The following is a 12,731-nucleotide window of genomic DNA, read 5'->3' as shown; positions in this document are numbered from 1 at the left end:
AGACTAATTCCCTGAAATTTGGATTAATTAGCACAATAGGCATTTGCCCCGCATAAAATGTATGGAGATCGGATGAGGAGGGATTTAGGTATGTCTAGACGCGTTGAACAGGAGTTGACTTACAGAGAGATCATTACGAAAGCGGTATGCGGTAAAGGGAGAAAGTTTTCTCAAGCCACACATACGATAGCACCCAGTCACCGTCCTAGCAGCATTTTAGGTTGCTGGATCATCAATCATGCTTACAAACCAAAAAGAAATGATGAATGTGTTGAAGTGGAAGGAAGCTATGATATTAATGTCTGGTATTCTTATAACGATAATACAAGAACTGAAGTAGTAACCGAAACGATTCATTTTAAAGATAAGGTCGACCTAAGTGTAAGAGATAAACATGCGATGGGTAACCAGTATGAAGTATCATGCCGTGCATTACAAGAACCTAATACGCTAGAAGCTACGATCTCTCCTAACGGAAATAAAGTCATTGTTCAAGTAGAAAGAGAGTTTGTATGTGAAATTATCGGTGAAACAAAAGTATGTGTATATGTGAATCCTGACGGCTTTGATGATGAGAATACAAGAGATTGGGAGTATGACGTTGATGAAGAAGACTTTGAAGATCTGGATCCTAATTTCCTAATTGGGGACTTAGAAGAATAAAAGCTAAAGCGGGGAGTAGTCTTCCCGTTTTTTTCATGCTCACAAAAACGAAAAGACGTCTTGAGTTATGCTATAATAACAACATCGAAAGTTATGAAAATAGGTGAAAAAAATGTCGCAATATACTCCAATGATTCAACAATACTTATCTATCAAGGCAGCTCACCAAGATGCCTTTTTATTTTTCCGTTTAGGCGATTTTTATGAAATGTTCTTTGAAGATGCTGTTCAAGCAGCTCAGATTTTAGAGATTACATTAACGAGCAGAGATGGTGGAAGTCGAGACCGTATCCCGATGTGCGGTGTTCCTTACCATTCTTCTGCCGGATATATTAAAGCATTAGTAGAGAACGGCCATAAAGTAGCAATCTGTGAACAAGTTGAAGATCCAAAGCAAGCAGTGGGCGTAGTGAAGCGTGAAGTCGTTCAGATCATCACACCTGGAACGGTCATTGATGATCATCTATTGCAAGATCGAGAGAACAATTACCTCGTTTCTATTGAAAAAGAAGGTAATTTGTATGCTTACGTGCTCTCTGACTTATCAACTGGTGAATTAAAAGGGTATACGTATGAAGGAAATCATCTTCCCTTTATTCAATTGCTGTTAAGTCACGGTGTTAAGGAAATCGTTGGTAATGGAGAATTACATAGTTTATGGAATGAGACGATCATTCAAAACGGACAAGCCTTTGTTTCTATTCAAGCTGAGAATACGGTAGATGCCAAGTTCGAGCATCTGGTTAAAAATCTATCACATGAAGCTGTTAAAAAAGCAGCAGGAAGATTGTTTCACTATTTAAGCTTTACACAAAAAAGATCGTTTGACCATTTGAAAGCTGTTGAATTCCAGCAAAATGACAAAAGAATGATTCTAGATGCCTTTTCGAAAAGAAACCTGGAATTAACCGAGTCCATACGTGGAAAAGGGAAAAAAGGTTCGTTATTGTGGCTGTTAGATTCTACGATGACTGCTATGGGAGCAAGAAAGCTGAAGCAATGGGTGGAAGAACCTTTATTTGTGAAGCAAACGATTGAAAAACGGCTGGAATTGGTAGGAAACCTTATCAACGAATTTTTTATACGTGAAGAGATGAAAGAACAGTTAAAATCTGTGTATGATATGGAGCGTCTTATCGCAAAAATTTCATACGGCAACGCTAGCCCAAGAGATTTAGTGCAATTGAAGAGATCACTTATGAGCGTTCCTGTGCTTAAAGAAAAAATAAAGCAAATCCCAGGGGCATATGCTTGTGAAATCTATGAAAAGATGAAAGATCATAAGGAACTAGCTCATTATTTAGATTCAGCCATTCATGATGAAGCTCCCGTTCAGATCAAAGAAGGCGGGATAATCAAAAAAGGCTATCATGCACAGCTAGATGAATATAAAGATGCAAGTCTGAACGGAAAAGAATGGATAGCAGCACTAGAACAGCAAGAAAAAATGTCTACTGGTATCAAGTCGTTAAAAATCGGCTTTAATAAAATATTCGGATATTACATTGAAGTGACGAAATCAAACCTTTCAATGGTTCCTGTAGAGAGATATGAACGAAAGCAGACTTTAGCAAATGCCGAACGTTACGTCACTCCTGAACTCAAAGAAAAAGAACGCGTTATTTTAGAAGCAGAAGATAAGATTACAGAACTTGAGTATTCTTTATTTTTAGAAGTCAGAGAATATGTAAAACAATTCATTCCAGGACTACAGCAATTGGCTGGTGTACTATCAGAACTCGACGTTATCCAATCCTTTGCCTCAATCAGTGAACAATACCATTACGTAAGACCTGAAGTTTCTGAAAATGGGAACGTAAACATCGTAGGCGGCCGTCATCCTGTCGTTGAAAAAGTAATGGATGCACAAGAATATGTTCCGAACGATATCGTGTTGAACAGGGAAAGAAACATGCTGTTGATCACAGGACCAAACATGGCAGGAAAAAGTACGTATATGAGACAATTGGCTTTAACATCTGTCATGATGCAGATCGGTTGTTTTGTTCCAGCCGAAAAAGCGGAACTTCCATTATTTGATCAAATTTTCACCCGAATCGGAGCTGCTGATGATTTAGTCGGTGGTCAGAGTACGTTTATGGTTGAGATGTTGGAAACAAACTTTGCGCTGACGAGTGCGACACAAAACAGTCTTATCCTGCTAGATGAAATCGGACGAGGTACTTCCACGTACGATGGTATGGCTCTTGCTCAGTCCATCATTGAATTTATTCATGAGAATATCCAAGCGAAAACACTTTTTTCAACCCATTATCATGAACTGACTATACTTGAACATTCTCTATCCTCATTAAAAAATGTTTTTGTCAGTGCGGTAGAAGAGAACGGCAGCCTTGTCTTTTTGCATAAAGTGATTGATGGACAAGCTGATAAAAGCTTCGGAATTCAAGTGGCTGAACTTGCCGAACTACCGGAAGAGGTTATTAAAAGAGCGAAAACCATCCTGCAAACGTATGAAAAACAAGAAATGAAAGAATCATTACCTAATCTAGAAGTCGCTGCAGCAAAAGAAAAAGAGATCAATGAAAGCCAGCTAAGCTTATTCTCAGATAACGTTCCATCATCCAGAAAAAGAGATTCTAAAGAATGGGATGTCTTGAAGGAATTGAAGACCATAAATGTTCTAGAAATGACACCACTAGATGCCATGAATGCTTTATATAAGCTGCAGACTAAACTGAAATAAAAGGAGGCGATACAGATGGGCAGAATCATACAGCTGGATGAACATCTATCGAATAAAATTGCTGCTGGAGAAGTAGTGGAGCGCCCGGCCTCTGTTGTAAAAGAACTTGTTGAAAATTCAATAGATGCAAATGCGTCAAGAATTGAGATTGAAGTGGAAGAAGGGGGACTCTCCCTTATTCGAGTCTTAGATAATGGAGACGGTATTGAATCGGATGATTGTGTGCTTGCTTTTAACCGCCATGCTACCAGTAAGATCAAAAGTGAACAAGACCTTATTCAAATCCGAACGATGGGCTTTCGTGGGGAAGCCTTACCAAGTATTTCATCTGTATCGCAAGTCGAGTTAAAGTCTTCTACAGGAAATGGACCTGGTACGTATTTGTTCATTGAGAATGGAAAAATTCGTAAACAACAGCAGACGAATAGCAGAAAAGGTACAGATCTTACTGTCCGTAACTTGTTTTATAATACCCCTGCGCGTCTTAAGCACGTAAAAACAATACAGACTGAATTAGGTACAATCACGGATCTTGTTAATAGACTTGCGTTAGCTAATCCGAATGTTTCTTTTCGATTGAAACATAATGGCAAAGAATTGCTTCAAACATCTGGAAACGGTAATTTGCTGCAGATCATTGCTTCTGTTTATGGGATTCAGACGGCCAAGAACATGATTTCGGTTTCATGTACATCGCTGGATTATGAAGTTACTGGGTATGTCGCAAAACCTGAGTTGAACAGGGCATCTAGACAGTATATCTCGTTATTTATGAATGGCCGGTATATTAAAAACTTCGCTCTTTCAAAAGCGATCCAGAACGCTTACCATACCTTTTTACCGATTGGACGTTTCCCGATCGCGGTTCTCTCCGTTAAGATGGACCCAACGATCATAGATGTAAACGTACATCCCTCTAAACATGAAGCAAGGTTGAGTAAAGAAGCAGAACTTGTTCAACTCGTTGAAAACGAAGTACGGAAAACTTTGAAAGCTGAGCAATTGATTCCTGAAGTGAACTTTCAAAAAAAAGAACAAAAGCAAAAAGACATCGACGTCCAATCTGCGATTTCTTTTCAATATGGTCAAAAAGCAAAGGAATCATTTCCTGACGATAAAACCAAAACTCTATTCGATAAGCGTGAAGCAAGCCCAGTTGTAGCTGAAACGATTAATCAAAATGAGTCCGTTCACATAAAAGAAATGATGGATATTTTTTTGGAGGATCGAAATCAGTCTTCCTCAGCAACGGAAGAAGAAATGAAACACATAGAAGAAAAGAGTACAGAGAAGATACCCGTTTTGTACCCAATCGGACAGATGCATGGAACGTATATCCTTGCCCAAAACGAAAACGGCCTTTATATGATTGATCAACACGCTGCCCAAGAACGAATCAAATACGAATATTTTAAAAAGAAAGTCGGTGAAGTTGAAAGGGAAGTCCAGCTTTTAACCGTACCCTATACGTTTGAATATACAACCCAAGAAGCTCTTTTTATTCAAGAGAATCTGGACTTCTTTAGCAAGGTTGGACTTTTCCTGGAGCCGTTTGGACAGAATACGTTTATCGTCAGAGAGCATCCGCAATGGTTTCCTAATGGGTATGAAAAAGAAACGATTACGGATATTATCCAGCAAGTATTAGAACAAAAGAAAATTGATATCGAAAAATTAAGAGAAGAAGCTGCCATAATGATGTCATGTAAAGGATCGATTAAAGCAAACCACCATCTAAGAAATGATGAGATCTTTGCGTTATTAGAATCTCTTCGTTCTTCAGAAGATCCTTATACATGTCCTCATGGCAGACCCATTACGATTCACCTATCAACTTATGAACTCGAAAAAATGTTTAAGCGGGTCATGTAGGAGTTAACTATGAGAGAAAAACTAGTCGTGATTGTAGGGCCGACAGCAGTTGGGAAGACAAAAACAAGTATTGAACTTGCCAAAGCCATCAATGGTGAAATTATTAGTGGCGACTCCATGCAGGTGTACCAGGGATTAGATATTGGTACTGCCAAAATAACCGAAGAAGAGAAACAAGGAATTCCGCACCATTTGATCAATATTAAGCATCCCTCTGAGCCATTTTCTGTAGCGGAATTTCAAACACGTGCAAAAGAGCTGATCAGCGAAATCAACCAACGAGGAAAAATTCCAATTATTGTTGGGGGAACAGGGCTATATATTCGAGCGGTTACGCATCATTATGATTTTTCAGAAGCTAAAAGAAACAGCGAATTAAGAGAACAATTGCAAAAAAGAGCGGATGACGAAGGTTCGGAGGCTTTGCATCGTGAACTTCGATTGGTTGATCCGGTGCGTGCGGCTGAAATCCACCCGAATAATGTTCCTCGGGTTATAAGAGCGCTTGAAATTTATCACGAAACAGGTAACATTCCTTCCAACGAACAGAAAAACGTTGCCGGAGTTGAAGAATCTGATTATAACCTGGCTTTAGTAGGTTTGACCATGAATCGTGAACGTTTGTATGAGCGTATAAATACACGTGTTGATTTAATGATGGAGCACGGAGTTTTGGAAGAAGCAAAATGGTTGCTGACGATGGATGTTGAAAAAAGTCTTGCCGCTAAAGCTATCGGATACAAAGAGCTTTTTCCATACCTTTTGGGAGAATGTACGCTAGAAGAAGCCGTATCTTTGTTGAAACGAAATTCCCGCAGATACGCAAAAAGACAGTTCACCTGGTTCTATAACCAAATGGATGTGACATGGTTTTCAATGGATGAGGGGCCATTTCAGAAAAAATTTAAAGAAATTCATCACTTTGTTGAAGGGAAATTAAAAATTTCCTAGAATCTATATTAGGTAATGCCCAAAGAGGAGGATCTGTTCACATGAAGCAATCAATCAATTTACAGGATCATTACTTAAACCAGCTACGGCGCGAAAATATTTATGTGACCGTATACTTGCTGAATGGCTTTCAGCTCAAAGGTTTAGTAAAGGGGTTTGACAACTTTACGGTAGTACTTGAGGCAGAAGGGAAACAGCACCTCATATATAAGCATGCCATTTCAACGTTTACCCCACACCGAAATGTAGATTTATCTTCTGCAAATATGAATGAATAACAAATACTCCCTGTAACCAAATGCGGTTGCAGGGAGTTTTTAATTTTCTTAAATCATTTGCTTTTCTTTTATGTAAGCTTCATACCTTTGAACCGTTAGCTGAGATTTTAAACCAAACCATTCTTGGACTTCTTCTTCCGTTTTTCCATCACTTACAAAGTTTAATATTGCTGTTCGTCTGAGATGGTGCGAGCTTATTCCATTTCGAATCCCTGAACGCCTAATTTCCTGACGCAGCACTTTTTGAATGGCAATTACCGTAAGTGGCTTCGGTTCATAGTTTTTATAATCAAATCGAAACGTACCTCTTTGGTAATCAAAAGCGATGAAAAAGCGATCAGAGGAATACAAGCGCGGCCGGATCGGATCAGGGATAGTTTCTTTATACTCATACAATAAGTGTTGTATGGAGTCGTCGAGAGGCAATCGTCTTGTTTCATCTTTGTTGATTACGGTTAACTGCTTTTGAGTAAAATGAACATGTTTCATTTCGATCGCTGTTAATTCCTGCAGAGTTAAGCCATAGCGATACAAAAGTGAAACGATGGCTTGATTTCTTTTAATCAACAGGTGTCTGTACTTTTGTTGTTTCTCAGTAAGTCCTTCATAAGAAGACAGCATCTGAAAAAACTGTTGAAATTCTTCATCAGTAATAAAATCCTCTTCATGAAAATGGGTGTCTTCTCTTAAGTTTTGTTCCATCCCCAAAAAGGGATTAACGTTGATTATTTTCTTGAAATGAAGAAATTGAAACAAACTTTTAATTACGGTATATACCCTTTTACTTGTTGCTATGCTGTACTCACGCTGCTTTGATAAGAATAAGAAATATTCGTTTAAGAGTGAAGCATCCACGTTTTGAATGATATGGATATCATCCTCTTTTTTCATAACACGTAGCCAAGCAAAGAAATCCATCAGGTCATAATAGTATCGTTTAATCGTACTTTTTTTTCTGCCTTTTTTTTCGATATGGGAGATAAATGATTGGGCATATTCGGGTAAGTGTGGATACTCTTCCATAATTGCCTCCTATAACCTCTTTTTTCCATTATATCAAAGGCTCGGTTTTTTGCATATTTCATGCAAATCCTAACAACACTATTTAAAAAAGGATGATGAAAATGCAAAAGGTAACGGTGCTTTTTATGTGTCTTGTGTTCATTCTTGGCGCTTGCTCTGGAAAAAGCGGGTCTGGTGATGAGGGTCTCGATACAAAGCAGGTAAAATTCAGAACGTCAGAACGGCTTCCAAACTCCCAGATTGATTCACCCCTTGTGGAAGAAAAAAGTGACGAAGTTCATCAATCCAAAGACTTGGTGCAGCTTGCAGAAAAAGTTGAAGGAGTAGATAAAGCTTATGTGATCGTAAGCGGAATCTACACATTAGTTGGAATCGTACCAACACAAAGAGTAGCGCCAGGAGAAGAAAATGATGCGCTAAGAAAAGAAGTTTATAACGTTATTAAAGGGAATGCGCATGGCCGAAACGCAGCCATAACAACAGATCCGGAAAAGATTAAACAAATAAAAGGTTTAGGAAAAAAAGTAGAGCAAAGTAAGAATGATCTTCAAGGCGGGGTTTATAATGAGCTGGGTATTCTTATTGGGAAGATTAGACCTTTGAGTGGGCAATATAAATCAACAGAAAGACAAGACATGCATGAAGAGATGGACCATACGAGAGATGATCTATATGAATAGCTGATATTAATATTTCCTAAGGAAGCGCATGATTTGACACATTTGGACAGTGGTAAGTAACATAACAAACATTACGTAAACAAGAAAAAGCATTTCCTTTTTAAAAAGGGAAATGCTTTTAGTTATTCCTAACAGGTTCTGCTGATTCATTTGGGATATAAACAGAAATTGCATGCTTTGTTTTCATTTTTAATTTACCTGCTATATAAGAGGCGATCGTAATAGATATGATCGAAACTAGAGCATTCTTAAATCCAACGATAACTACCACAGAAGACACAATGATGAAATCCGTTACAAATAGGGACAAGCCTCGGTTGATATCCGATTTCTGCTCTAAATATATAGCTAAAATATGAATTCCACCTAAAGAGGCACCAGAGTTAAGAACAAAACTAACACCGACTCCAATGAGCGTCCCAGCAATTATGGAGGCAAGGACTGGTGCAATCGTTGGGACATGTATATAATCCATTAAATCCGAAACAACGGAAATAAGCAGTATACACAAAAACGTGGAAAGAGAGAACGTCCACCCCAGTTTTCTTATGGAAAGAATAAAGAAAGGCAAGTTAACGATTAAGAACAAAATTCCCCATGACCAATCACTCACAAAAGAACCTAATGTTGCAATCCCTGCTGTTCCACCAAACGTTAAGCTATTTACGGTTAATACTTTCATACCAGCAGCTGTTAAAAATAAGCCGATTAAGATTGTTATAATTTTTTGATATTTAATAGACATGTTTTCCTACTTCCGTTTACTAAACATAGTTATTTCTTTTCTTAACATATCATGGAAACATTGCATACTTGAGTATTTTTATTCGTCTGAAAATAGAAACCGCTTACAACGTCTTCATATTTATTCATTTTAAAAAACAGAGCTTGTCATTGTGGTAGATAAAGTGCCGCTGTCATAAATTGATAACAGTGGTCAACAAAAAATATAGGCATTTGTCACAGGTATGATCTGAGAAACGTATAATGATTCGACTGGTAAAGAGAGGTGGTACCGCTTGAATGAACCAATCGCGATAAAAAAACAACGGCAGATCAATATCGTTTTAAACCAAGGAAATGATAAACCAAAAACAGATGAAAGCCTTTCACAAGGAAAAGAAAAAGCGATGGAACAGCATCTTCCATTAATAAAAATGGAGCAAGAGTTAAATCGTCTCGTAGGGATGGAAGACTTAAAATATCACGTTAAGGAAATTTATGCATGGCTTCATATTAATAAGTGTCGACAAGAAATGGGTATGAAAGCTGAAAAACAAGCTCTTCATATGCTGTTTAAAGGAAATCCAGGAACGGGAAAAACAACAGTTGCCCGTAAGCTAGGTACTCTTTTTCATGAAATGAAGGTTTTATCCAAAGGTCACCTGATCGAAGCCGAGAGGGCAGATCTAGTGGGAGAATATATTGGGCATACTGCTCAAAAGACGAGAGAGTTATTAAAAAAAGCACATGGAGGCATTTTATTTATCGATGAAGCTTATTCATTAGGGAGGGGCGGAGAAAAAGACTTCGGAAAAGAAGCCATCGACACGCTCGTTAAAGCGATGGAAGATCAGCAGCATGAATTTATTCTCATATTGGCAGGCTACCCAAAGGAGATGGATCGCTTCCTAAAGCTGAATCCCGGTCTTCCTTCAAGGTTTCCAGTGATCATCTCGTTTCCGGATTACTCCGTTGAGGAGCTGATGGAAATATCAAAAAGGATGCTGGCTGAAAGAGAATATGTGTTAACAAAAGATTGTGAGTGGAAAATGAAGCAGCATATAGACAGAGTAAGGAACTCCGAAAATAGCTCATTTTCAAACGGAAGATACATTCGAAATATGATCGAAAAAGCAGTGAGAAGACAATCCGTTCGATTACTGAATGATTTCAGACAAGACAGGAAAGCACTCATGACGATTCAAAGTGATGACCTAGTGCTAGAAGAACGCGATTTGATTTGATATGATGGAGGGAGACTACGGAAAGCAGGGATCGCAAATTTGAACAGACATAACGATTCAGTTCAGGAAAAAGCGATTCTCGTCGGCTGTCAGCTTCCGCGGCAGAACGACGAGCGTTTTTTTTATTCAATGGAAGAATTAAAATCACTTACAAAAACGGCTAAAGGTACGGTTTGTGCAGAAGTTTCTCAAAAGAGAGACCGCTATGATTCTGCTACTTTTATCGGTAAGGGTAAAGTGGAAGAAATCATTGCGCTAGAAGAAGAACTAGAAGCGGAACTTATCATTTTTAACAGTGAATTGTCTCCGTCTCAAGTCCGGAATCTGTCCAACCATTTTAGTGCCAGAATCATAGATCGAACTCAATTGATTCTTGATATATTCGCTCAGCGTGCAAAAACGAGAGAAGGTAAGCTCCAAGTAGAACTTGCTCAGCTCGAATATCTTTTACCTAGGCTATCGGGACTTGGTAAGAGTCTATCAAGACTAGGTGGGGGAATCGGAACAAGAGGTCCTGGTGAAACCAAGCTTGAAAAAGACAGACGTCACATCAGGCTGCGTATTCATGAATTAAAGCAGCAAATTAACCAGGTCGTCAGTCACCGTGAACGGTATCGTGAACGGCGGAGACACCAGGGCGTTTTTCAAGCTGCACTTGTTGGTTATACAAATGCCGGGAAATCAACGATCTTCAATAAGTTAACAGAAGCAGACAGCTATGAGGAAGATCAGCTTTTTGCGACATTAGACCCTTTAACTAGAAAAGTAAAGCTCGGTAGCGGTTTTGGGATGCTGCTTACAGACACGGTTGGGTTTATTCAAGACCTGCCAACTTCTCTTATCGCAGCATTCAGATCAACGTTAGAAGAGGCGGCTGAAGCCAATCTGCTGATTCATGTGATCGATGGGTCGAGCGATGACAGAGCTCAACATGCGAATACGGTAAAACGTATATTAAATGAGTTGAATGCCAGTCACATACCCATGTTAACGGTCTACAACAAAAAGGATCAGTTTGGTGAAGATTTTATACCGGAGAGTCCATCGATTTCAATTTCGGCCTTGTCTGAACAAGACATATGTTCGTTAAAAGATACAATTGAAAAAGAAGTGACGAAACAATTAACCTATTATCATATCAGTGTGCCGGCTCACGATGGGAAGCAGCTGTCAAGGCTTCGATCGGAAACCATCTTAATTGAACAAGAGTTCAACAAAGAAAAGCTTGTTTATGATTGTAAGGGCTATGCACTTTCATCATCATCCATTCAGTCCATCAGCAGCAATAAAGGAGAATAACATGTATTCACAGTTTCAAAACGAAGAAGTTCTAGAGAAAACCACACATATCGTCTCAGACAGAATTAAAGACGTGCACGAATCAATTGATACGGTCTCCCAGTTTAATCAGCTTAAAGTATTAAAAGCTTTTCAAAAAAATAATGTAGGCGATCATCATTTTCATCCCTCAACCGGATACGGTTATGATGATGCTGGACGAGATACATTAGAGAACGTATATGCTCATGTCTTTAAAGCAGAATCGGCCATCGTTAGACCACAAATCATATCAGGTACACACGCTATCTCGTTATCTCTATTTGGCGTTCTTCGTCCAGGAGATGAATTGCTTTATATCACTGGAAAACCATACGATACTCTTGAAGAAATCGTGGGAATAAGAGGAACGGGTGAAGGTTCTTTAAAAGAATATAACATCAGTTATCAGCATGTGGAATTAACAGAGCACGGCGGTGTAGACTTTGAGGCAGTTAGTAAAGCCATGACTTCAAAAACAAAAATGATTGGCATCCAACGATCAAAAGGGTACGCCGATCGTCCATCTTTTACGATTAGTGAAATTGAAGAGATGATTTCATTTGTAAAAGAAATCAATCCCGATAGTATCGTCTTTGTGGATAACTGTTATGGAGAATTCGTAGAAACTCAAGAGCCAATTGAGGTTGGTGCAGATATTATCGCAGGCTCGTTAATTAAGAATCCTGGAGGCGGACTTGCAAAAACCGGTGGATACATTGCTGGCAAAGAAGTGCTCATCAACAGGATTGCCTATAGACTGACTTCACCTGGTATTGGAAGAGAAGCGGGGGCTTCCTTATACAGTCTGCAGGAAATGTATCAAGGGTTCTTTTTAGCACCTCATGTTACGGCTCAAGCATTAAAAGGTGCTGTGTTCACTGCAGCTTTCTTAGAGGAATTAGGTATGGAAACGCGTCCTGCTTGGAACGCAAAAAGAACAGACCTCATTCAATCTGTAATTTTTAATGATCGGGAAAGAATGATTATGTTTTGTCAAGCTATCCAAAAAGCTTCTCCCATCAACTCATACGCCGTTCCTTATCCAGATTACATGCCTGGCTATGAAGATGATGTAATTATGGCTGCAGGGACATTTATTCAAGGAGCGAGCATTGAACTTACTGCAGATGGCCCGATCCGCCCCCCATATATCGCATTTGTGCAGGGTGGTCTAACGTTTGAACATGTAAAAATCGCGGTAATTTCAGCAGTAGATGACCTTTTGACACATGGTTTAATTGAAATATGAGCATTTTAAAAAGGCTAAGGC

At 38.9% G+C, this 12,731-nt stretch carries 11 protein-coding genes; 9 read left to right on the top strand and 2 right to left on the bottom strand.

The annotated features are described in order from the left end of the window. Nucleotides 1-90 precede the first annotated feature (90 nt). The 5 genes from cotE to hfq all read left to right on the top strand — a co-directional run bounded on the left by cotE (nucleotide 91) and on the right by hfq (nucleotide 6,471). Nucleotides 91-663: an outer spore coat protein CotE gene (gene cotE, locus KUV80_RS05085; RefSeq protein WP_222461579.1), complete on the top strand. Its 573-nt coding sequence runs from the start codon at nucleotides 91-93 to the stop codon at nucleotides 661-663. Nucleotides 664-775: 112 nt separating this feature from the next. Further along, nucleotides 776-3,370 (top strand): DNA mismatch repair protein MutS, encoded by a 2,595-nt coding sequence (mutS, locus tag KUV80_RS05080; protein WP_222461578.1) that lies wholly within the window; start codon nucleotides 776-778, stop codon nucleotides 3,368-3,370. Nucleotides 3,371-3,385: 15 nt separating this feature from the next. Beyond that, nucleotides 3,386-5,242 (top strand): DNA mismatch repair endonuclease MutL, encoded by a 1,857-nt coding sequence (gene mutL / locus KUV80_RS05075; RefSeq protein ID WP_222461577.1) that lies wholly within the window; start codon nucleotides 3,386-3,388, stop codon nucleotides 5,240-5,242. Between the two features lie 9 nt (nucleotides 5,243-5,251). Beyond that, a complete protein-coding gene (gene miaA / locus KUV80_RS05070; protein ID WP_222461576.1) occupies nucleotides 5,252-6,193 on the top strand; it encodes a tRNA (adenosine(37)-N6)-dimethylallyltransferase MiaA in 942 nt (313 codons plus the stop codon). A 41-nt stretch (nucleotides 6,194-6,234) separates the two neighbouring features. Further along, nucleotides 6,235-6,471: an RNA chaperone Hfq gene (hfq, locus tag KUV80_RS05065; RefSeq protein WP_066289634.1), complete on the top strand. Its 237-nt coding sequence runs from the start codon at nucleotides 6,235-6,237 to the stop codon at nucleotides 6,469-6,471. 48 nt (nucleotides 6,472-6,519) lie between these two features. On the opposite strand, the gene KUV80_RS05060 is transcribed toward hfq, so the two are convergent. After that, nucleotides 6,520-7,494 (bottom strand): tyrosine-type recombinase/integrase, encoded by a 975-nt coding sequence (locus tag KUV80_RS05060; protein WP_222461575.1) that lies wholly within the window; start codon nucleotides 7,492-7,494, stop codon nucleotides 6,520-6,522. A gap of 101 nt (nucleotides 7,495-7,595) precedes the next feature. Here KUV80_RS05060 and KUV80_RS05055 point away from each other — a divergent pair, with 101 nt between their 5' ends. Then, a complete protein-coding gene (locus KUV80_RS05055) occupies nucleotides 7,596-8,174 on the top strand; it encodes a YhcN/YlaJ family sporulation lipoprotein (protein WP_222461574.1) in 579 nt (192 codons plus the stop codon). A 118-nt stretch (nucleotides 8,175-8,292) separates the two neighbouring features. Here the strand turns inward: KUV80_RS05055 and KUV80_RS05050 are convergent, their stop codons facing one another. Next, entirely contained in the window at nucleotides 8,293-8,919 is a 627-nt protein-coding gene (locus KUV80_RS05050; protein ID WP_222461573.1) for a YitT family protein, read from the bottom strand. A 274-nt stretch (nucleotides 8,920-9,193) separates the two neighbouring features. Here KUV80_RS05050 and spoVK point away from each other — a divergent pair, with 274 nt between their 5' ends. Genes spoVK through KUV80_RS05035 form a run of 3 tightly spaced genes read left to right on the top strand, consistent with a single transcriptional unit; the run spans nucleotide 9,194 to nucleotide 12,710 of the window. After that, nucleotides 9,194-10,141, top strand: a complete 948-nt coding sequence (gene spoVK / locus KUV80_RS05045) for a stage V sporulation protein K (RefSeq protein WP_222461572.1) — start codon at nucleotides 9,194-9,196, stop codon at nucleotides 10,139-10,141. Between the two features lie 39 nt (nucleotides 10,142-10,180). Beyond that, nucleotides 10,181-11,440 carry a GTPase HflX gene (gene hflX, locus KUV80_RS05040; protein ID WP_222461571.1) on the top strand — a complete coding sequence of 420 codons (1,260 nt, stop codon included), beginning with the start codon at nucleotides 10,181-10,183 and terminating at the stop codon, nucleotides 11,438-11,440. Between the two features lies 1 nt (nucleotide 11,441). Beyond that, a complete protein-coding gene (locus KUV80_RS05035) occupies nucleotides 11,442-12,710 on the top strand; it encodes an aminotransferase class I/II-fold pyridoxal phosphate-dependent enzyme (RefSeq protein ID WP_222461570.1) in 1,269 nt (422 codons plus the stop codon). Nucleotides 12,711-12,731 lie beyond the last annotated feature (21 nt).

Origin of the sequence: Fictibacillus nanhaiensis, assembly GCF_019801215.1 — a bacterium.
In the GTDB taxonomy this organism is placed as follows: Bacteria; Bacillota; Bacilli; order Bacillales; family Fictibacillaceae; genus Fictibacillus; species Fictibacillus nanhaiensis_C.
Note: the sequence above shows the minus strand (reverse complement) of the source record. Positions and strands in the feature narration are given on the sequence as shown.